21 protein-coding genes and 1 riboswitch are annotated in these 21326 nt (G+C 58.1%); of the genes, 9 read left to right on the plus strand and 12 right to left on the minus strand.

From position 1 onward, the window contains the following. The first annotated feature begins 69 nt into the window (after window positions 1–69). The 5 genes from cecR to GJV78_RS15765 are packed head-to-tail and all read left to right on the plus strand — an operon-like array spanning window position 70 to window position 5711. The gene (gene cecR, locus GJV78_RS15745) at window positions 70–747 is read left to right on the plus strand and encodes a transcriptional regulator CecR (protein WP_155109218.1); all 678 of its coding nucleotides are present in this window, start codon (window positions 70–72) and stop codon (window positions 745–747) included. Then, window positions 744–1739 carry a secretion protein HlyD gene (gene hlyD / locus GJV78_RS15750; RefSeq protein ID WP_155109219.1) on the plus strand — a complete coding sequence of 332 codons (996 nt, stop codon included), beginning with the start codon at window positions 744–746 and terminating at the stop codon, window positions 1737–1739. The genes cecR and hlyD overlap by 4 nt, the downstream gene beginning before the upstream one ends. Further along, complete coding sequence (locus GJV78_RS15755) at window positions 1732–3468, plus strand: ATP-binding cassette domain-containing protein (protein ID WP_155109220.1); 1737 nt, start codon at window positions 1732–1734, stop codon at window positions 3466–3468. The genes hlyD and GJV78_RS15755 overlap by 8 nt, the downstream gene beginning before the upstream one ends. Further along, window positions 3461–4594: an ABC transporter permease gene (locus tag GJV78_RS15760; protein ID WP_155109221.1), complete on the plus strand. Its 1134-nt coding sequence runs from the start codon at window positions 3461–3463 to the stop codon at window positions 4592–4594. The genes GJV78_RS15755 and GJV78_RS15760 overlap by 8 nt, the downstream gene beginning before the upstream one ends. 10 nt (window positions 4595–4604) lie before the next feature. Then, window positions 4605–5711, plus strand: a complete 1107-nt coding sequence (locus GJV78_RS15765; protein ID WP_155109222.1) for an ABC transporter permease — start codon at window positions 4605–4607, stop codon at window positions 5709–5711. Here GJV78_RS15765 and GJV78_RS15770 read toward each other — a convergent pair. After that, the gene (locus GJV78_RS15770; RefSeq protein ID WP_155109223.1) at window positions 5673–6083 is read right to left on the minus strand and encodes a YbhQ family protein; all 411 of its coding nucleotides are present in this window, start codon (window positions 6081–6083) and stop codon (window positions 5673–5675) included. The two genes, GJV78_RS15765 and GJV78_RS15770, sit on opposite strands and share 39 nt — an antisense overlap. A 158-nt stretch (window positions 6084–6241) precedes the next feature. On the opposite strand from GJV78_RS15770, the gene GJV78_RS15775 reads away from it, so the two are divergent. From GJV78_RS15775 to GJV78_RS15785, 3 genes are read left to right on the plus strand one after another with little or no spacing between them, the layout of a single operon-like run. After that, window positions 6242–7003: an endonuclease/exonuclease/phosphatase family protein gene (locus GJV78_RS15775; protein ID WP_155109224.1), complete on the plus strand. Its 762-nt coding sequence runs from the start codon at window positions 6242–6244 to the stop codon at window positions 7001–7003. Continuing rightward, complete coding sequence (gene clsB / locus GJV78_RS15780) at window positions 7000–8241, plus strand: cardiolipin synthase ClsB (protein ID WP_155109225.1); 1242 nt, start codon at window positions 7000–7002, stop codon at window positions 8239–8241. Before GJV78_RS15775 ends, clsB begins: the two co-directional genes overlap by 4 nt. Continuing rightward, window positions 8241–9203: a lysylphosphatidylglycerol synthase domain-containing protein gene (locus GJV78_RS15785; RefSeq protein ID WP_155109226.1), complete on the plus strand. Its 963-nt coding sequence runs from the start codon at window positions 8241–8243 to the stop codon at window positions 9201–9203. The genes clsB and GJV78_RS15785 overlap by 1 nt, the downstream gene beginning before the upstream one ends. A gap of 45 nt (window positions 9204–9248) precedes the next feature. Here GJV78_RS15785 and GJV78_RS15790 read toward each other — a convergent pair whose 3' ends face one another. The 6 genes from GJV78_RS15790 to moaA all read right to left on the minus strand — a co-directional run bounded on the left by GJV78_RS15790 (window position 9249) and on the right by moaA (window position 13148). Continuing rightward, a complete protein-coding gene (locus GJV78_RS15790; protein WP_155109227.1) occupies window positions 9249–9953 on the minus strand; it encodes a Bax inhibitor-1/YccA family protein in 705 nt (234 codons plus the stop codon). Window positions 9954–10309: 356 nt separating this feature from the next. Next, window positions 10310–10762: a molybdopterin synthase catalytic subunit MoaE gene (gene moaE, locus GJV78_RS15795; protein WP_155109228.1), complete on the minus strand. Its 453-nt coding sequence runs from the start codon at window positions 10760–10762 to the stop codon at window positions 10310–10312. 1 nt (window position 10763) lies between these two features. Beyond that, entirely contained in the window at window positions 10764–11009 is a 246-nt protein-coding gene (gene moaD / locus GJV78_RS15800; protein WP_155109229.1) for a molybdopterin synthase sulfur carrier subunit, read from the minus strand. Continuing rightward, on the minus strand, window positions 11002–11487 hold the full coding sequence (moaC, locus tag GJV78_RS15805; RefSeq protein WP_155109230.1) for a cyclic pyranopterin monophosphate synthase MoaC: 486 nt from the start codon (window positions 11485–11487) through the stop codon (window positions 11002–11004). Before moaC ends, moaD begins: the two co-directional genes overlap by 8 nt. Window position 11488: 1 nt before the next feature. After that, window positions 11489–12001, minus strand: coding sequence for a molybdenum cofactor biosynthesis protein B (gene moaB / locus GJV78_RS15810; RefSeq protein ID WP_155109231.1), 513 nt, complete (start codon window positions 11999–12001; stop codon window positions 11489–11491). Between the two features lie 157 nt (window positions 12002–12158). Next, entirely contained in the window at window positions 12159–13148 is a 990-nt protein-coding gene (moaA, locus tag GJV78_RS15815) for a GTP 3',8-cyclase MoaA (protein ID WP_155109232.1), read from the minus strand. Next, window positions 13136–13280: riboswitch (molybdenum cofactor riboswitch) on the minus strand. Its footprint overlaps the gene before it by 13 nt. A gap of 269 nt (window positions 13281–13549) precedes the next feature. Between moaA and yvcK the strand changes: the two genes are divergently transcribed. Beyond that, a complete protein-coding gene (gene yvcK, locus GJV78_RS15820) occupies window positions 13550–14458 on the plus strand; it encodes a uridine diphosphate-N-acetylglucosamine-binding protein YvcK (protein WP_155109233.1) in 909 nt (302 codons plus the stop codon). Between the two features lie 107 nt (window positions 14459–14565). Here the strand turns inward: yvcK and uvrB are convergent, their stop codons facing one another. From uvrB to GJV78_RS23020, 5 genes are all read right to left on the minus strand, one after another. Continuing rightward, a complete protein-coding gene (gene uvrB, locus GJV78_RS15825; RefSeq protein ID WP_155109234.1) occupies window positions 14566–16587 on the minus strand; it encodes an excinuclease ABC subunit UvrB in 2022 nt (673 codons plus the stop codon). 624 nt (window positions 16588–17211) lie between these two features. Then, a complete protein-coding gene (locus GJV78_RS15830; protein WP_155109235.1) occupies window positions 17212–17958 on the minus strand; it encodes a hypothetical protein in 747 nt (248 codons plus the stop codon). A 46-nt stretch (window positions 17959–18004) separates the two neighbouring features. Then, window positions 18005–18514, minus strand: a complete 510-nt coding sequence (locus GJV78_RS15835) for a hypothetical protein (RefSeq protein ID WP_155109236.1) — start codon at window positions 18512–18514, stop codon at window positions 18005–18007. 81 nt (window positions 18515–18595) lie between these two features. Next, the gene (locus GJV78_RS15840; RefSeq protein WP_155109237.1) at window positions 18596–19072 is read right to left on the minus strand and encodes a hypothetical protein; all 477 of its coding nucleotides are present in this window, start codon (window positions 19070–19072) and stop codon (window positions 18596–18598) included. Then, on the minus strand, window positions 19069–21326 hold a 2258-nt coding region (locus tag GJV78_RS23020), incomplete at its 5' end, for a glycoside hydrolase family 19 protein (protein WP_230979167.1). The genes GJV78_RS15840 and GJV78_RS23020, both read right to left, overlap by 4 nt.

Below are 21326 nucleotides of genomic sequence, written 5' to 3' on the forward strand. Positions count from 1 at the left end.
GCCCGCTGGACAAGCGGACGGACAGCCCCTAATCTTAATCAATCGATTGATTAACTTTCCAGTCACGTTATGAGCGCTCCCGGCACCACCACCCGCGGCGAACAGGCGAAGCAGCAGCTGATCGCCTCGGCGCTGGCGCAGTTCGGTGAATATGGCCTCCATGCCACCACCCGCGACATCGCCGCCCGGGCGGGGCAGAACATTGCCGCCATTACCTACTACTTTGGTTCTAAAGAGGCCCTTTATCTCGCCTGCGCCCGCTGGATAGCCGACTTCATCAGCGAGCGCTTTCGCCCCTACGCCGAGGAGGCAGAGCGGCTGCTGGCCGGGCCGGTCGCGGATCGGGCCGCCATCCGCGCGCTTATCGTGCGCGCCTGCCGGCACATCATCACCCTGCTCACCCAGGACGACACCGTCAATCTGAGCAAGTTTATCTCACGCGAGCAGCTCTCCCCCACCGCGGCGTACCGGCTGGTACATGACCAGGTGATCGATCCTCTGCACCGCCACCTGACGCGACTGATCGCCGCCTGTACCGGCGGCGATCCCGACGATACCCGCACCATCCTGCATACCCATGCGCTGTTGGGGGAGGTGTTGGCTTTTCGCCTCTGTAAAGAGACGATTCTGTTACGCACGGGCTGGCCGCGCTTTGATGAGGAGAAGCGCGACCTCATTGCCCAAATCGTCACCGAACATATTGATTTTATTCTGCAAGGCTTATCGCAAAGGAGTCCGGAGAAATGAAAAAACCTGTCGTTATCGCGCTGGTCATCGCGGCGCTCGTGGCCGCTATCGCCGGCGGTGCCTGGTGGTATCAAAGTCGGCAGGACGACGGGCTGACGCTCTACGGCAACGTGGATATCCGCACCGTGAGCCTAAGCTTTCGCGTCGGCGGCAGGCTGGCGTCGCTGGCGGTGGACGAAGGCGATGCCATCCGGGCCGGGCAGACGCTGGGCGAGCTTGACAAAGCGCCTCTGGAAAACGCGCTGCTGCAGGCGAAGGCGGGCGTTTCGGTGGCCCAGGCCCAGTACGACCTGATGCTGGCCGGCTATCGTACGGAGGAGATAGCCCAGGCCAACGCCGCCGTGAAGCAGGCGCAGGCGGCCTTTGACTATGCGCAGAACTTCTACAACCGCCAGCAGGGGCTGTGGAAAAGCCGCACCGTTTCCGCCAACGATCTGGAAAACGCCCGCTCCTCCCGCGACCAGGCTCAGGCGACGCTGAAGTCCGCCCGCGACAGACTGAGCCAGTATCGCGCCGGCAACCGCCAGCAGGATATCGCCCAGGCGAAGGCCAGCCTCGAACAGGCCCAGGCCCAGCTGGCCCAGGCGCAGCTCAATCTTCAGGACGCCACCCTTGTGGCCCCGTCCGACGGTATGCTGTTAACCCGCGCGGTGGAGCCGGGCAGTATGCTTAACGCCGGCAGCCCGGTGCTGACGCTGTCGCTGACCCGCCCGGTGTGGGTGCGGGCCTACGTGGACGAGCGCAATCTCGGCCAGGCGCAGCCGGGGCGCGAAGTTCTGCTCTATACCGACGGACGTCCGGAGCGGCCGTATCATGGAAAAATCGGCTTTGTATCGCCCAGCGCTGAATTTACGCCGAAAACCGTGGAGACCACCGATCTGCGTACCGATCTGGTTTACCGCCTGCGCATCGTGGTGACCGACGCCGACGACGCCCTGCGCCAGGGAATGCCGGTCACGCTGCGGTTCAGCCGCGAGGCCGGGCATGAGTGACGCCGTCATTACGCTGAATGGATTGACTAAGCGCTTCGCGGGAATGGACAAACCGGCGGTCGCTCCCCTCGACTGCACCATTCATGCCGGCTACGTCACCGGGCTGGTGGGGCCGGACGGCGCGGGAAAAACCACCCTGATGCGCATGCTGGCGGGGCTGTTGAAGCCGGACAACGGCAGCGCCGCGGTGCTCGGCTTCGATCCGCTTAAAAACGACGGCGCGCTGCACGCGGTGCTGGGCTATATGCCGCAGAAGTTCGGCCTGTATGAAGATCTGACGGTGATGGAGAACCTCAGGCTGTACGCCGATCTGCGCAGCGTGACCGGCGAAGCGCGGGAGCAGATCTTCTCCCGCCTGCTGGCCTTCACCGCCCTTGGCCCCTTTACCGGACGGCTGGCGGGAAAACTCTCCGGCGGCATGAAGCAAAAGCTGGGGCTGGCCTGCACCCTGGTGGGCGATCCGAAGGTGCTGCTGCTCGACGAGCCGGGCGTTGGCGTGGACCCTATCTCCCGGCGCGAGCTGTGGCAGATGGTGCACGAGCTGGCGGGCGACGGGATGCTGATCCTCTGGAGTACCTCTTACCTCGACGAGGCGGAGCAGTGCCGCGACGTGCTGCTGCTTAACGAGGGCGAACTGCTCTACCAGGGCGAGCCGACCGCGCTGACCCGGACCATGGCCGGACGCAGCCTGCTGATAAACAGCCCCCGGGAGAATAACCGTCGCCTGCTGCAGCGGGCGCTGAAGCTGCCGCAGGTGAGCGACGGCATGATTCAGGGAAAATCGGTGCGCCTGATCCTCAAAAAATCGGCCAGCGCGGAGGCGATCCGCCAGGCGGAGGGGATGCCGGAGGTGAAGATAACACCCACCGCCCCGCGCTTTGAGGACGCCTTTATCGATCTGCTCGGCGGAGCCTCCGCCTCGGAATCACCGCTGGGCGCAATCCTGCATACCGTTGCGGGAACCCCCGGTGAAACCGTTATCGAGGCCCGCTCGCTGAGCAAGAAATTTGGCGATTTCGCCGCCACCGATAACGTCAATTTCACCGTTGGACGCGGCGAGATTTTCGGCCTGCTCGGCCCCAACGGCGCGGGAAAATCGACCACCTTTAAAATGATGTGCGGCCTGCTGACGCCAACCTCCGGCCAGGCGCTGGTGCTGGATATGGATCTGAAGGTCAGCTCCGGCAGGGCGCGCCAGCGCCTCGGCTATATGGCGCAGAAGTTCTCCCTGTACGGCAACCTGACGGTGGATCAGAATCTGCGCTTCTTCTCCGGCGTCTATGGCCTGCGCCGGCGGGCGCAGAATGAGAAAATAGCCCGCATGAGCGAGGCGTTTGGTCTGAAAAGCATCGCCTCCCAGGCCGCCGACGCGCTGCCGCTGGGCTTTAAGCAGCGGCTGGCGCTGGCCTGTTCGCTGATGCACGAGCCGGACATTCTGTTCCTTGACGAGCCTACCTCCGGGGTCGATCCCCTCACCCGCCGGGAGTTCTGGCTGCATATCAACAGCATGGTCGAAAAAGGGGTGACGGTGATGGTTACCACCCACTTTATGGACGAGGCGGAATACTGCGATCGCATCGGGCTGGTTTACCGCGGAAAGCTTATCGCCAGCGGCACCCCGGACGATTTAAAGGCGCAGGCCGCCGATGACGAGATGCCCGATCCGACCATGGAGCAGGCGTTTATCACCCTGATTAACGACTGGGACAGGGAGCATAACCATGAGTAGCCGCCTCCTCTCCTGGCGTCGCGTGCGCGCCCTGTGCGTCAAAGAGACCCGGCAGATCGTCCGCGACCCCAGCAGTTGGCTGATTGCGGTGGCCATTCCGCTGCTGCTGCTGTTTATCTTCGGCTACGGCATCAACCTCGACTCCAGCAGGCTGCGGCTGGGTATTCTGCTGGAGCAGCAGAGCGAGGAGGCGCTGGACTTTACCCGCGCCATGACCGGTTCGCCGTACATTGAGGCCACGGTCAGCGACAACCGCCACGCGCTGATTGAGATGATGCAGGCCGGGCGCATTCGCGGGCTGGTGACTATCCCGGCAGATTTCGCCCGCCGGATGGCCCGCGCCGACGCCAGCGCGCCGGTGCAGGTGATTACCGACGGCAGCGAGCCGAACACCGCCAACTTCGCCCAGGGCTACGTGGAGGGCGTCTGGCAGATCTGGCAGATGCAGCGGGCGCAGGATCGCGGCGAAGCTTTTACTCCGCTTATCGACGTGCAGACCCGCTACTGGTTTAACCCGGCGGCCGTCAGCCGACACTTTATTATTCCCGGCGCGGTAACCATCATTATGACGGTAATCGGTGCCATCCTCACCTCGCTGGTGGTGGCCCGCGAGTGGGAGCGTGGCACGATGGAGGCGCTGCTCTCCACCGAGGTCACCCGCCTGGAGCTGCTGCTCTGCAAGCTTATCCCCTACTACTTTCTCGGCATGGTGGCGATGCTGCTGTGTATGCTGGTGTCGGTTTTTATTCTCGGGGTGCCTTATCGCGGATCGCTGACGATCCTGTTTTTGATTACCAGCCTCTTTTTACTGAGCACGCTCGGCATGGGGCTACTGATTTCGACCATCACCCGCAACCAGTTCAACGCCGCCCAGGTGGCGCTGAACGCCGCCTTTCTGCCGTCGATTATGCTGTCAGGGTTTATCTTCCAGATCGACAGTATGCCCGCGGCGATCCGCGCGGTGACCTATGTTATTCCGGCGCGCTACTTTGTCAGCACCCTGCAAAGCCTGTTTCTGGCGGGCAATATTCCGCTGGTGCTGGCCATCAACGTGCTGTTTTTAATCGCCTCGGCGGTAATGTTTATCGGCCTGACGTGGCTGAAAACCCGGCGTCGGCTGGATTAGGGAGACGAACATGTTTTATCGCCTGTGGACGTTAATTCGCAAAGAGCTGCAGTCGCTGCTGCGGGAGCCGCAGACCCGCGCCATCCTGATTCTGCCGGTGCTGATTCAGGTGCTGCTGTTTCCCTTCGCCGCGACGCTGGAGGTGACCAACGCCACCATCGCCATCTATAACGAAGACAACGGCAGGCACGCGGTGGAGCTGACCCAGCGCTTCGCCCGCGCCAAAGCCTTTACCCATATTCTGCTGCTGAAAAGCCCCCAAGAGATCCGCCCAACCATCGACGCCCAGAAAGCGCTGCTGCTGGTGCGCTTCCCGGCCGACTTTTCCCGTAACCTGGACCGCCTTCAGCCCGCGCCGATGCAGCTGATCCTCGACGGACGCAACTCCAACAGCGCACAGATCGCCGCCAACTACCTGCAGCAGATGGTCAGAACGTATCAGCAGGAGCTGACGGAGGGCAGACCGAAGCCCAACAACAGCGAGCTGGTGGTGCGCAACTGGTATAACCCGAACCTCGACTATAAGTGGTTCGTGGTGCCGTCGCTGATCGCCATGATCGCCACCGTCGGCGTGATGATCGTCACCTCGCTGTCGGTAGCCCGCGAGCGCGAACAGGGGACGCTGGATCAGCTGCTGGTTTCGCCGCTGACCACCTGGCAGATCTTCGTCGGCAAAGCGGTGCCCGCGCTGATCGTCGCCATCTTTCAGGCGACCGTGGTGCTGGCGATCGGCATTCTGGCCTACCGAATCCCCTTTGCCGGATCGCTGGCGCTGTTTTACTTCACAATGACCGTCTACGGGCTGTCGCTGGTGGGATTCGGGCTGCTGATCTCCTCGCTGTGCGCGACCCAGCAGCAGGCGTTTATCGGGGTGTTTGTCTTTATGATGCCGGCGATCCTGCTCTCCGGCTACGTTTCGCCGGTGGAGAATATGCCGGTGTGGCTGCAGAACCTGACGTGGATTAACCCCATCCGCCACTTTACCGATATTACCAAGCAGATCTACTTAAAGGATGCGGATTTTAACATCGTCTGGGGGAGCCTGTGGCCGCTGCTGGTGATTGCGGCCACAACCGGCTCAGCGGCGTATGCGATGTTTAGACGTAAAATGGTCTAGCTTTTTATCTTTCGCCAGCAGCGACACGACCGCGGGTCCGGCAAGGATTGCCAGCCCTGCCAGCGCCAGCAGAACGTTGCTGTGCAGCACTCTTGAAAGCAGCCACAGCGCAATCAGCGCCGCGCCAAAATACCAGGTGGTGGTTAGCTCCTCCAGTACGTCGGCGACGTCGCGCCAGCGCTGTTGATGGTGGCGCTGCAGCGCCAGCATCAGCAGAACTGTCACGCCGTACAGCACGCACAGGCCCAGACCAACGTGCACCAGCGTGCCGCTCATCCAGCCCATGACCAGCAGCGCCACTACCAGCAGGTGCAACACAATCTGCCAGCAACTGAGACCAGTCGTGACACGAATCCGTTGTTGCCATCTCATGGCTTTTCTCCTGAGGTTTCTTTATCTGAATTATTCAGAGTACCGAACTTTACGGAAAATTCCGTAACAACGCATCTTTTTGTGACGACGACTACACTATTTATAGCCAAAACCCTTCGCACCAGGGCTACAGGTGGAGAGTGCGCGACAGGAGAATTATGACCGGACCAACGCAGCCGTTTTCATTTAAAGTGCTGACAATTAACACACACAAGGGCTTTACCGCTTTCAACAGGCGCTTCATCCTGCCGGAGCTACGCGACGCTGTCAGAACCGTCGGTGCGGATATTGTCTGTCTGCAGGAGGTGCTGGGTGCCCATGAGGTTCACCCCCTGCACGTCGAAAACTGGCCGGACACTACCCACTACGAATTTCTGGCGGACACCATGTGGAGCGATTACGCCTACGGGCGCAACGCCGTCTACCCGGAAGGGCATCACGGTAACGCGGTGCTGTCGCGCTACCCCATTGCGCATTATGAAAACCGCGACGTCTCGGTCGCCGGCGGCGAAAAGCGCGGCCTGCTCTATTGCCGCATCGTGCCGCCGGCGCTGGGGGCGTCGATCCACGTCCTGTGCGTCCATCTCGGCCTGCGCGAAGCCCACCGCCAGGCGCAGCTTACGATGCTGGCCGACTGGGTGAACGCCCTGCCCGTCGACGAGCCGGTGGTGGTGGCGGGCGACTTTAACGACTGGCGGCAAAAGGCCAGCCGCCCGCTGCGGGAGTCCGCGGGCCTTGAGGAGATCTTCACCCGCGCACGCGGCCGCCCGGCGCGCACCTTTCCGGTTAGCCTGCCGCTGCTGCGCCTCGATCGTATTTACGTTAAGAACGCCAATGCCAGCTCGCCGACGGCGCTACCGCTGCGCGGCTGGCGGCATCTGTCCGACCATGCCCCCCTTAGCGCGGAGATCCATTTATGAAATGTGGCTGGCGTGAAGGCAATCAGATTCAGCTGCTGGAGAACGGCGACCAGTTCTATCCCGCCGTGTTTAAGGCCATTGGCGAAGCGCAGCAGCGGATCGTTCTGGAGACCTTCATCTGGTTTGAAGATAATGTAGGTAAACAACTGCACGCGGCGCTGCTGAAGGCGGCACGGCGCGGCGTAAAGGCGGAGGTACTGCTGGACGGCTACGGCTCCCCGGATCTGAGCGACGCCTTCGTCGGCGAGCTGACCGCCGCCGGGGTGGTGTTCCGCTATTACGATCCTCGCCCTCGCCTGTTCGGGATGCGGACCAACGTGTTTCGCCGGATGCACCGCAAAATTGTGGTAATCGATGAACGGGTAGCGTTCATCGGCGGGATCAACTACTCCGCCGAGCATATGTCCGACTACGGCCCGGAGGCTAAACAGGACTACGCGGTACGGGTAGAGGGACCGGTGGTGGCGGATATTCTGCAGTTTGAGGTGGAGAATTTGCCCGGTCAGAGCGCGGTGCGGCGCTGGTGGCGTCGCCACCACCAGGCCCTGGAGAACCGGCGGCCCGGCGACGCGCAGGCGCTGTTTGTCTGGCGTGATAATGACGAACACCAGGACGACATTGAGCGCTACTACCTGAAAATGCTCACCCAGGCACGCCGCGAGGTGATTATCGCCAACGCCTACTTCTTCCCCGGCTACCGTCTGCTGCACGCCATGCGCAACGCCGCCCGGCGGGGCGTGCGGGTTAAACTTATCGTCCAGGGGGAGCCGGACATGCCGATTGTAAAGGTCGGTGCCCGACTGCTGTATAACTACCTGGTGAAGGGCGGGGTTCAGGTCTTCGAGTACCGCCGCCGACCGCTGCACGGCAAGGTGGCGCTGATGGACGACCACTGGGCGACGGTCGGCTCCAGCAACCTCGACCCCCTGAGCCTGTCCCTCAACCTTGAGGCCAACCTGATTATCCACGATCGCACCTTTAACCAGACCCTGCGCGACAACCTGCAGGCCATCATTAACCGGGACTGCAAGCGGGTCGATGAGTCAATGCTGCCCAAACGCACCTGGTGGAACCTCAGCAAAAGCGTCCTGGCGTTCCACTTCTTACGCTACTTCCCGGCGCTGGTGGGCTGGCTGCCGGCGCATACTCCGCGCCTGGCGCAGGTGGCACCGCCCGTCCAGCCGGAAATGGAAACACAGGATCGCGTCGAAGCCCCGGATTCAGGAGTCAAACCCTAATGGCAAAATCACATTCGCGCAGGCGGCTGGCGAAGAAAATCCTCACCTGGCTCTTTTTTATCGCCGTGGTGGTCCTGCTGGCGATTTACGCCGAAAAGGTCGACTGGGAGGAGGTCTGGAAAGCGATCCGCGGCTACAACCGGGTCGCCCTGCTGGGTGCCGCCGGCCTGACGATCGTCAGCTATGTGCTGTACGGCGTTTACGACCTGCTGGGACGCTACTACTGCGGACATAAGCTGTCGAAACGCCAGGTGATGCTGGTCTCCTTTATCTGCTACGCCTTTAACCTGACCCTCAGCACCTGGGTTGGCGGCATCGGCATGCGCTACCGGCTCTACTCCCGCCTCGGTCTGCCGGGCAGCACCATTACGCGAATATTTTCCCTCAGCATCGCCACCAACTGGCTGGGCTACGTCCTGCTGGGGGGGCTTATCTTTACCTTCGACGTCGTCCAACTGCCGGCGCACTGGTATATCGACGGCAGCACCCTGCGCATTATCGGCGTGGCGCTGCTGCTGCTGATCGTGGTTTATATGGGGTTCTGCGCCTTTGCAAAGCGCCGCCATATGACCATCAAAAGGCAGAAGCTGGTGCTACCGTCCTGGCGATTCGCCGTGGTGCAGATGGCCATATCCAGCGCCAACTGGATGGTCATGGGGGCGATTATCTGGCTGCTGATGGGCCAGCAGGTTAACTACTTCTTCGTGCTGGGGGTACTGCTGGTGAGCAGCATCGCCGGGGTTATCGTCCATATTCCGGCAGGGATTGGGGTGCTGGAAGCGGTATTTCTGGCGCTGCTGGCGGGCGAACACACCACCCAGGGAACCATTATCGCCGCCCTGCTCGTCTGGCGCGTGCTCTACTATTTTATTCCGCTGCTGCTGGCGCTGGTCTGCTATCTGGTGCTGGAGAGCCGGGCGAAGAAGCTGCGGGCGCAAAACGAGAAGGCGATGGCGAAGTAATCCAGGGGGCCGGGGCGTGACTGCACCCGGCCCCCCGCGCCGGCCCTAGCGGCGGTTGCCGAAGATGCGCAGCAGCATCAGGAACAGGTTAATGAAGTCCAGATAGAGAGTCAGCGCACCAAAGATCGAATATTTGCGCAGCGCCGTGGCGTCGCGCGGATCGACCTGCTGGCCGATAGCCTTCAGCTTCTGGGTATCGTAGGCGGTCAGGCCAACGAACACCACCACGCCCACGTAGGTGACGACCCACATCAGCGCTTCGCTCTTCAGCCAGAAGTTCACCAGCGACGCCAGCAAAATGCCGATCAGCGCCATAAACAGCATATTGCCCCAGCCGCTGAGATCGCGCTTCGTGGTATAGCCCCACAGGCTCATCGCCCCGAACATCCCGGCGGTGACCACAAAGGTGCCGGCGATGGAGGAGGCGGTATAGATGAGAAAAATGCTGCACAGCGTCAGCCCGGTGAGCACCGAATAGAGCATGAACAGCGCGGTGGCTGCCCCTGCGCTGAGGCGCTGGATCAGCGCAGAGAGCACGATCACCACGCCCAGCTGGGCGATAACCAGCCCGAAGAAAAAGAAGCGATTGCCCGACAGCAGCTGCAGAAAGGCGATGGAGTGGGAGGCATACCAGGCGACGAACGCCGTCAGCAGCAGGCCGCAGGTCATCCAGCCGTACACCTGAGCCATATAGGTTTGCAGGCCGGAACGCGCCTGGATAATGGGATCGGATTGTGAAAATCGGTCCATGATACTCTCCTGATAGTTAAACACGCGATACGCAAAACGCTTCAGGCGATGCTCCGCGCCGTTGCCTGAGCATTCCGGGCGCAGGGCGGCCTGAAGAGGGATGAGTCTATACCCTAAATAATTCGAGTTGCAGGACAAAACGCAGCGCGTTTTGAACAGCCGCAGGCTGTCTCTCATTAATCCCCAGGAGCTTACTGGAGTAAGTGACCGGGGTGAGCGACAAATCTGCCTGGAGCAGATTTGAACGCCGCGCGGCGGCCCTTCAGGGCGAGTCTCATGGATGAGACGAGTAACCCGAAGCCAACGCACATGCAACTTGAAGTATAACGGGTATATAAGCGTATCACATAATTCGGCTACCAGCGGCGGGCCGCCTGCTGGTCGCTGTCGCGGGCTTCCACCCAGCGCTCCCCCTCCGGCGTGGCTTCGCGCTTCCAGAACGGCGCGCGGGTCTTCAGGTAGTCCATAATAAACTGCCCGGCTTCAAAGGCGCTGCCGCGGTGGGCGCTGGAGACGCCGACGAAGACGATCTCGTCCCCCGGCCACAGGTCGCCGATGCGGTGGATCACCGTCACCCGACCCAGCGGCCAGCGGCCGCGCGCCTCTTCGACGATATCGGCCAGGGCTTTCTCGGTCATGCCGGGATAGTGCTCCAGAGAGAGCGCCTTAACGCTGTCGCCCAGGTTGTGGTTGCGCACCTTGCCGGTGAAGGTCACCACCGCCCCGTCTTCGTCGCATCCGGCCAGCCAGCCATACTCATCGCCGACGCTGAACGGTGCCGGGCCGACCGCTATTTTCGTGTCGGCCATCTCAGCCTCCCGTAACCGGCGGAAAGAACGCCACTTCATCACCTGCACGAAGCGGCTGGTCGAAGCTCACCAGGGTCTGATTGACGGCCGCCAGCAGCTTGCCGTCCTCCAGCGCCAGCGCCCAGCGATCGCCTCTGGCCGCCAGATGCTGGCGCAGCGCCTCCACGGAGGGGAAGTCGGCCGCCAGCTCCAGCGCGTCCGCGCCGACCAGTTCGCGAACCTGAGCGAAGAACAGAACCTTAATCATCGGAATCCACCTTAAAATCCCCCGACTTGCCGCCGCTTTTCGCCAGCAGGCGCACCGGGCCAATCACCATATCCTTTTGCACCGCTTTGCACATATCGTAGATGGTCAGCGCGGCGACGGAGGCGGCGGTCAGCGCCTCCATTTCGACGCCGGTTTTCCCGGTCAGGCGGCACAGTGAGACGATCCGGACCCGGCTATGCTCCGGCTCGGCCGTCAGCTGTACTTCTACTTTACTCAACAGCAGCGGGTGGCACAGCGGGATCAGTTCCCAGGTGCGCTTGGCGGCCTGGATCCCGGCAATGCGCGCGGTGGCGAACACGTCGCCCTTATGGTGGCTGCCTTCGATAATCATCGTCAGCGTTTCGCTACGCATGGTGACGTAGGCCTCGGCGCGCGCCTCGCGGACGCTCTCCGCCTTGGCGGAGACGTCCACCATATGCGCTTCGCCGGCGGCGTTAATATGGGTCAGTTGCGACATATTATTTCTTCAGATGAGGATGGAAGTTACACGGACGGGTACGGGCATCCAGCTGCGGGGCGATAATGCTCTCCCAGGCGGTACGGCAGGCGCGGGTGGAGCCGGGCATGGCAAAAATCAGCGTGCCGTTGGCCATACCGGCGACGGCGCGGGACTGCAGCGTGGCGGTGCCGATCTCCTCAAACGACAGCATGCGGAACAGCTCGCCGAAGCCTTCGACCTCGCGATCGAACAGCGGCAGCAGCGCCTCTGGCCCCTGGTCGCCCGCGGTCAGGCCGGTGCCGCCGGTGATCAGCACCACCTGCACCTCGTCGCTGGCGATCCAGGCGGAGACCCTGGCGCGAATGGCGTAGCGGTTCTCTTTAACGATGGCTTTATCCACCACCTGGTGTCCCGCCTCCTGGGCCGCATCGCGCAGAAAATGGCCGGAGGTGTCCTCCTCCTCGCCGCGACGATCGGAAACGGTAAGTATGGCAATACGGGTCGGAATGAATTCAGCGCTTACCTGACTCATAGGAAACTCCTGTTAATGTTTAGAACCTGCCCCCGTGTTGAACTCGTGCCGTGGGCCGGAGCAGGTTAGCGTTTTGAACGTCCGCCGGACACGCCCCGCGAGCCAATGGCCTGTACGCCCCGGACTGCGTGCGCGGCGACGGCCCGCTTCCCGGCGCTCAGCCGCCGATATACGATAAATTCTGCGTAATACCGGTATTGTTCTGGTGCAGGAAGTGGGTCTGTTTTTTCTCCCCCAGCGCGTGGATAATACGCGCCTCAAGGGCCGGCTGCTGAAGGTCATCCTCCAGCAGATCGCGCAGATCCACCCCGCCCTCGCCGAACAGGCAGAGATGCAGCTTGCCTGTCGAGGAGACGCGCAGACGGTTGCAGGTGGCGCAGAAGTCTTTCTCATAGGGCATGATAAGGCCGATCTCACCCGCATAGTCGGGGTGGCAGAAGACCTGCGCCGGCCCGTCGCTGCGCTGGCGCAGCTGGTGGATCCAGCCGCGCCTGAGCAGCTCATCGCGCAGCACCTGGCCTGAGATATGGTGTTTACGGAACAGCTCGCTCCCTTCGCCCGTCTCCATCAGCTCAATAAAGCGCAGCTGAATGGGGCGCGGCCGGATCCAGGCCAGAAACGTGTCCAGCTGGTGATGGTTAACGTCGCGCATCAGCACGGTGTTAACCTTCACTTTATCGAATCCGGCGTCAAAGGCCGCGTCGATCCCCGCCATCACCTGGCGAAACTTATCCTGTCCGGTAATGGCGTGAAACTGGCGGGCGTCCAGGCTGTCAACGCTGACGTTAACCCCGGTCAGACCGGCTTCGCGCCAGGTCGCCGCGTCGCGCGCGAGGCGGTAGCCGTTGGTGGTGACCGCAATCTGGCGGATCGCGTCATTTTCGCCCACCGCGGCGATAATATCGGCGAAGTCGCGCCGCAGCGAAGGCTCGCCGCCGGTCAGACGCACCTTTTCGGTGCCGAGGCTGGCGAAGGCGCGGGTGACCCGACGAATTTCATCGACGCTGAGAAAGCCGTTATTGGTGACGCCGCCGGGTCTGTAGCCGTCCGGCAGGCAGTAGGTGCAACGGAAGTTGCATACGTCGGTGATCGACAGGCGCAGGTAATAAAACTTGCGCGCAAAAGCATCGGTAAGTTGTGAGGCCATGTACACCTTTCCAGTACGGGAGGCGCAGTCATTTCTTTCTGCGCCCTGGTGGCGGACTCGTTTGAGCGCCGTCACGGCCAAAGCACCCTATTCGTAAACTTAGGCGCAGAGGCTCGAGTGTTTATTGTGGTTATGCCGATAGTAGCGTGTAAACAGCCTCTTCGCCATCCACACTTTCGCTATATAAACATATACATAGCGTCATGATCGTGCAATTTCGCTACAGGATAGGCAAAATTCGCGTTTATGCATTGATATACATCATCTCCTGCGCAGTCGCGCGCCGCCGGAAAGGAAGAAGCGGCGCAAAAAAATATTTCTCTGCCCGGTGAAGGGGTAAATTGCCGTTAAGGCGCAATTTGCGCTACTGTAGCGCTGTTTATCTGACCTCAGGAATTTTTATGCGCAATCGTACGCTGGCTGACCTAGATCGCGTCGTCGCCCTCGGCGGAGGACACGGATTGGGGCGCGTCCTCTCCTCTCTCTCGTTTTTAGGCTCTCGCCTGACCGGCATCGTCACCACCACCGACGACGGTGGCTCCACCGGGCGCATCCGGCGCGCGGAGGGCGGCATCGCCTGGGGGGATATGCGCAACTGCCTCAACCAGCTTATTACCGAACCCAGCGTCGCCTCCGCCATGTTTGAGTATCGTTTTGGCGGTAATGGCGAACTTTCCGGACATAACCTCGGAAATCTGATGTTAAAGGCGCTGGATCACCTGAGCGTAAGGCCGCTGGAGGCGATTAATCTCATTCGCAGTATGCTGAAGGTGGAGGCGCACCTGATTCCCATGTCGGAGCAGCCGGTCGATCTGCTGGCTATCGACGAACAGGGGCATGAGATCTTCGGTGAGGTCAATATCGATCGGCTGACCGCGCCGCCGCAGCAGCTGTTGCTGTCGCCGCCGGTGCCCGCCACCAGAGAGGCGGTGCAGGCCGTCGGCGAGGCGGACCTGATCCTGATCGGCCCCGGCAGCTTTTACACCAGCCTGATGCCGATCCTGTTGCTCGACGAGCTGGCGCAGGCCCTGCGCCGCACCTCCGCGCCGATGGTTTACATCGGCAACCTGGGCCGCGAACTGAGCCAGCCCGCCGCCGGCCTGACGCTGGCCGACAAGCTGGCGATAATCGAGCGGCACGTGGGCAAAAGGGTGATTGACGCGGTGGTGGTAGGCCCGCAGGTGGACGTTGCCACCGTCAGCGAGCGCATTGTGATTCAGGAGGGGCTGGAGGCCAGCGATATTCCCTACCGCCACGACCGTCGGCTGCTGCGCAGCGCGCTGGAAAAGGCGGTACAGGCCCTGGGCTGAGGCCAGCTGGAGAGCGGCGGGAGGCCGCCGCCCCTGGCGATCCGCTCCAGACGGTATCCCTCAACCGGACGCGGCATCAGCGCTCACGCCCGGCTAAGGGACATAGCCTAGGAGGCGGCGATAAACAGCTCGCGCAGCTGCTGCAGCTGGTCGCGAACCTGGGCCGCCTCTTCGAACTCCAGGTTCTGGGCGTGCTGCAGCATCTGCCCTTCCAGCTCGTGAATTTTTTGCTGCAGCGCCTTCGGCGACATATCCAGCTCCGCCAGATCGGGCTTCGCCGCCGTGCGGGAGCGGCCGCGCCCCTTCGCTTTGGTCTTCGCGATGTTCTGCCCGAGGGCCAGGATATCCACCACCTTCTTGTTCAGCCCCTGGGGCGTAATGCCGTGCTCTTCGTTATAGCGCTGCTGCTTCTCCCGGCGGCGTTCGGTTTCGCCAATCGCCTTCGCCATTGAGGGGGTGATCTTATCGCCGTAGAGGATCGCCTTGCCGTTAACGTTACGCGCCGCGCGGCCGATGGTCTGGATTAGCGAGCGCTCGGAGCGCAGGAAGCCCTCTTTATCGGCGTCGAGGATCGCCACCAGCGACACCTCCGGCATGTCCAGCCCTTCCCGCAGCAGGTTAATGCCCACCAGCACGTCAAACTCGCCTAACCGCAGATCGCGGATGATCTCCATGCGCTCCACGGTATCGATATCCGAGTGGAGGTAGCGCACCCGCTCGCCGTGCTCCTCCAGGTATTCGGTAAGATCCTCCGCCATCCGCTTGGTCAGGGTGGTTACCAGCACGCGCTCGTTAATCGTCGCGCGGGCGCGGATCTCCGAGAGCAGATCGTCCACCTGGGTCGCCACCGGACGCACCTCGATCACCGGATCCAGCAGCCCCGTCGGCCGCACCACCTGATCGACCACGTCACCGCCGGATTTCTCCAGCTCGTAGTTGCCCGGCGTCGCCGAAACGTAGATAGTCTGCGGGGCCAGCGCCTCAAACTCTTCAAACTTCAGCGGGCGGTTGTCCAGCGCCGAAGGCAGGCGGAAGCCGTACTCCACCAGCGTCTCTTTGCGCGCCCGGTCGCCGCGGTACATGCCGCCAATCTGCGGGATGGTCACGTGGGATTCGTCCACCACCAGCAGGCCGTCGGCGGGAAGGTAGTCGAACAGAGTTGGCGGCGGCTCCCCCGGCCCGCGCCCGGAGAGATAGCGGGAGTAGTTTTCGATGCCCGAGCAGTAGCCCAGCTCGTTCATCATCTCCAGATCGAACTGGGTGCGCTGGGTCAGGCGCTGCTCCTCCAGCAGCTTATTGTTGGCCAGCAGCCCCCTGCGCCGATCCGCCAGCTCAAGCTTGATCTCTTCCATCGCCTGCACGATGCGCTCGCGGGGCGTCACGTAGTGGGTCTTCGGGTAAATGGTGTAGCGCGGCACGGTGGCTTCAACCTGGCCGGTCAGCGGGTCAAACAGCGACAGGCGCTCCACCTCTTCGTCGAACAGCTCAACGCGCAGGGCGATATCGTCCGACTCCGCCGGGAAGATGTCGATCACCTCGCCGCGCACCCGGAAGGTGCCGCGCTGGAAGGCCTGATCGTTGCGGGCGTACTGCAGCTCCGCCAGACGGCGCAGGATCGCCCGCTGGTCGATGATCATACCGACCGTCAGGTGAAGCATCATTTTCAGGTACAGATCGGGATCGCCCAGGCCGTAGATCGCCGACACCGAAGCCACCACCACCACGTCGCGCCGCTCCAGCAGCGCCTTGGTGGCCGACAGGCGCATCTGCTCGATGTGTTCGTTCACCGAGGCGTCCTTCTCGATAAAGGTGTCCGAGCTGGGCACGTAGGCTTCCGGCTGATAGTAGTCGTAGTACGAGACAAAATACTCCACCGCGTTCTCCGGAAAGAACTCTTTCATTTCACCGTACAGCTGGGCGGCCAGGGTTTTATTGGGTGCCAGCACCATCGTCGGGCGCTGCAGGTCGGCAATCACGTTGGCGACGGTGAAGGTTTTCCCCGACCCCGTCACCCCAAGCAGCGTCTGATGCGCCAGGCCATCCTCCAGCCCCTCTTTCAGGCGACGGATCGCCTCGGGCTGATCGCCGGAGGGCTGGAAAGCAGAATTCAGTTTGAACGGTTTACTCATGAGCGGCTACCTGAAGCAGTGGGCGGGCAGGAGTATAATTTTACTCATAACCGCTAAATTTACCAGCAATGAATACTGGATAAAAAAACAGGTTTCATGCAGAAGATGGACGGCCACCTGCGTCGCTCGTTTAAGGCGATCGGCAGGGCGATTTCTGCAGCCGGCACAGTAGCGCCACCGGGCATTTTTTCTTCAGCCGTGTGATTAGCGTACAGATCTGACCGGAAGTTCGCCCATCAGCACGGCGGCCTGCTTCAGTATTCGGCTTCCCCACACCACGTCCGCCTGCCTCTACTGCGGCTCGCTGCGGCTGCGCACCGGCTGCTCCCGCAGATAGCGGACATAGGCCGCCTCGTGGGCGTCAATAAACCCGATTATCGCGTCGCGTTTTTAAGAAATCTTTAAAATAATTATCATACTTCAACTCACCAGCAATAGAGGGTGTAAATGCAAACAACAATAAAAATAATATCCCTTTCATTTCTCACCCTTTTAACGTGTATCGGAACAATTTGAATCAGGACCAGAAATTTTCATAATCTCTGAAATATAATTTTCAGGCTTAATATTATAACCTTTTACAGGTCACGATTTTCGTGATCTTACCCTGAACCCCGTAGCCAGCTAATTGTTAGATTGCGGCTGTTGCTGGAATGGATATGCTACGATCTCACTGCTTCTTACTTGGATAGAATTTTTTTCTTTAAAGGCAGGCCAACTATACATCTTTGTAATAAATTTCCATGAATAAAACTCCTTATTTTTGTCTAATATTTTAAGGTTAAGAATATCCCAACTTTCATCATGGCAATGTGTATTTTTTGCATAATCATCTTCTGTAAAGCAAGCCCTAATAATTTCCTTTGATGAAAAAGGGACGTTCTTAAAAGCTAATTGATATGAATCATTATCATTAATCATCAAAAAATTAGCATATTCTTCCTGCCTACCACCACCAGAATAAGATACAGACCATTTTGAAACTAGCGCAACAGCTTTTTTTATTTTATTGAGAGGATATAATGCCGGATATATATATATACCTGTCCTGGTTAACTCATTATTAAGGATGTCTTTATTGTTATTTTCCATTGAGAAATCCCACTTATTTACACTAAAATACTCATTATTAACCTTTTTAATTTTTATTAACCGAGGACCTGGGGAGGCCAAATAAAACTCATTTTTGTTTTTTTCTTTCCATATAACTGCCTCAGGCTTGCATTCATTTTTTACTGCTTCACATATATTAAAGTATTGTTTACTGTTTTTTTTCAGAGCTGTCAATGGGATCGGCTTTATTGTATTATCGGAAGCATCAGCCATCGCTGTAAAAGTGAAAAGTGAAATTAATAATATCATTTTTTTCATTAATCCTTACCCTTTTTAATAATTTAAATCATAGCTAGCACATCTATTAAAATTCACTAAGCGCGTTAATTCTAGCTTTAATAGCAGAAACTTTCCTTACATCATTACGCTGTTCATAAAGCGTCAATGCTCTCCTGTAGGCTTGCAATGCCTTCAATTTATCTTTATCTGTACCGCTTTCATTACTTAAAGGATCGTGATATCGTCCCCAACTATAAGCGTATACCCGGTAATTATAAATCTTACTATCTTCAAATAAAAATCCTGCTTCTTTATTTAAAACGCTAAGATGCTCTGCCTTCAACGTTGTTACCGCTCTATTAAAATACTTGATGCGATCATTATACCCATTAAAACCACCGTTAATAAGCGCGGTAATCATGTTGAAATCATCATTCTTAGCATGTTTAACCACATTTTTATATACACAGTAAAACCAAAAGGCAGAACGAACACAGTGCGGATATTGTGCTATCTTATTTCTGGCAGAATCATCTGTTTCGAAATCCTCATTGACATATGCTCCATATTTTGTATATACATCCTGCCATGTCAATTGAATCAATCCTCGTCCATACCATGGTGCATAAGTCATTCCTGAGAAATAGCTGCATTCCTCTTCTACTTTCCAGTATATCTACGGAAAGACAAAATTATCATTTTCAGGATAAACAATATCAGTCATATAATAATTCGGAATATCGTTATTTATAAACGACCCAGGAAGACAATCATTAGACTGTATAATTTTGTTATTTTTCTTGACATCAAATACCATTGAATACTCGTCTTCCTCAGCCCCAGTTATTACATTGATAACATAGCTATACGCTCCTCTACTAAATCCATAATATGTAACTCCCATTTTACTATCCGTAAGTCGCTTTAATTTATTATTTTCATTAAATAAAACGCGCAACTCCACTTTGCCTTCTCTTTTAAATTGATAGACAATTTCTTTATTTTTATTATTTATAAAAAACAAAACTTCCTTAGATATCCGTCCCGGCAATGAACATACGATTATTTCGGTTGCATTTTGCTCAGACGCGATGGAATATCTGAGCATAACCGAGATAAGTAAACAAACTAAAAACACACAGGATTTATTCATAAAAACACCTTCTCACATATTTTATAAGCCGCCTGACGTTCACCTAACCCCATACTCCCGCCATTGACTCTATTTGTGACATCAGCTACATCGCTATAACCTTCCCCATGATCAAAAGAATAGACTTCATAGTGCAACCAAAACCATAATGCGCTTCGGATAGCGAATGGCATTTCATTAATTTTCTCTGGCTCAGAAACAGTATCAAGAGTAATCCCTTGCCAATGATTATTATACTCCATCATAAATCTGTGGTACTTCTCATAGCCTGTAATCTGAATTAACCCTCGCCCTCTAAAATTATAACCATCATCTGGATGGCTTCGCCTATTACCATTTAATCTTAAGTAATGCTTACGCCCTATAGCTTGTTCATTAGCTCGACGAATTATTCTCCCTGCTGCATTCTTTGCATAACCATCAGTTTCAGACTCAGTATAATGCTCACGGTAATATCGGCTGAAAGATCTTAATGTCGCAGGAGAAAACTGAAACCCTTCGGTTTTACCTTTCATTTGCGGCCCAACCTCTCCTTTAATTTGGGAAAAGAAGTGGCATAATCTCGTTGGAGTATCCAGCTTAAATTCTTTCAATCTATTGCGGAGTTCCTCAACGACAACATTCAAATCAGAATCAGTGGCCTGCGGAAATATGGTTTTTAATTGTTCATAGGTAATACTATAACCTTTAGTACCAATCGCCTCCAAAAACACCACCGGATGCATATGCCACGGCTCCGGACCCAGCGCCACGCCCTTTTCAGCCACCTCCTTCATCCACTTCATCTTTTCAATAAACTCTTCCAGGTACTTTTTCCACAGCGGCGCGTCTGCGGTGAGGGTATCCAGATACGCTTTCCACTTCGGATCGTCCTTACCGTAGTACCATTCGCTGGCGTGCTTCGCAATCACCCGGTAAAGACGATCGCGATAAGAGGCAACATGCACCGCCTGCAGATACTCCTCTTCTGAATAGTACCCGTCATGATTGCTGTCAATCATTTCCAGCAGGCGCTTAAAGTTATATTTGTTCAGCGCGTGGCTGGGACGGGTTTCATCCTGCGCCGCCTTATACAGCTGCTGCAGGATCCCTTTTACCACATTATTCGGCTGGTTTACGCCATCTATCAGCTCAAAACTCTCCGACCCCATGTTCAGCGCCACAAATCCCAGTTCTCCCAGCGCATACTGCGATACCTTTTTGACGCTCCCCGCCGCCAGCCAGCCGCCTTCCGGGCGTATCTGAAACCAGGCCGCATCCCCATTACTGGCCATCGCTTTTCCTTCAGCGTCGGCCCCCGGAACTTTAGCCAGCGTCAGGATCCCCGGAGCCTTGGTTTTACGCTCTCCGGCAACCATCCCCTTCTCGCCCGGCAGATACAGCGGAGCACCCGCCGGATACGTCAGCAGGCTCGGGGCATCTTCCCCTGCCTTTCCGGGGTTGGTGAGAAACTTTTCCATATCATCCATGCTCAGACACTCGATATGTACCTGATAGCGCGAACGCTTCCCGTTCTCTTCCGGCAGCTGATGGAACCCCATATGTCCGATACCGTCACCGGCGCTGACGGGCACAGGCGACGCGGGTACACACACGCGATCAAATACGGCGCTCCCGCCGGGTGCCGGGGAAGCCGCCGGCGTCAGGCTGTCACCATCTGACACAACCCACACCCGGTCCCCCTTCTTCAGCTTGTCCTTATCCTTTCCCAGCGTGACCAGGCTGAACGTTCGCGCGGCATCGTCGGGGGTCCTGCCCGGCCGGACTATCTGCAGGGCGACATTGCCTGGCTCATACAAGAGCGGAAACCCCGCCACCAGCTTACCGCTCTTCTTATACTGCAGCACATCCTCACTGCTCAGATAATATGCCCAGTCTGTCCGTGAAGTACAGTGCACCACCCCGGGAGGCTGGCTGATATAGGCCGGCGAACACTTCGCCCACCAGCCGGGTGTGGGATTTGATTCCGCCGCGGCCAGGTTACCCCTGTCGGAAACCGTCCAGACCTTGCTCCCTGCTGCCAGCGTTGCTTTCGCTCCACAGGCTGTTTCCCTGACGATGGTCACTTCAGTGTACTGACGCCCGTTGCGGCTGCAGGTCACCACCCTGTCGCCCAGGGTGACAGGGGTGCCTTTGGGCAGGCTTCCGGCGGTGCGCCCTGCCGCCACATCCTCCCGACTGGTGTAATAGCGCAGGGAGCCGGCCGCTATTCGGTCCCGGAATCCCCCCTGTTGCTGATAAGCGTCAAACGGTG

The sequence above is a fragment of the Intestinirhabdus alba genome (genome assembly GCF_009711095.1).
Classification (GTDB): domain Bacteria; phylum Pseudomonadota; class Gammaproteobacteria; order Enterobacterales; family Enterobacteriaceae; genus Intestinirhabdus; species Intestinirhabdus alba.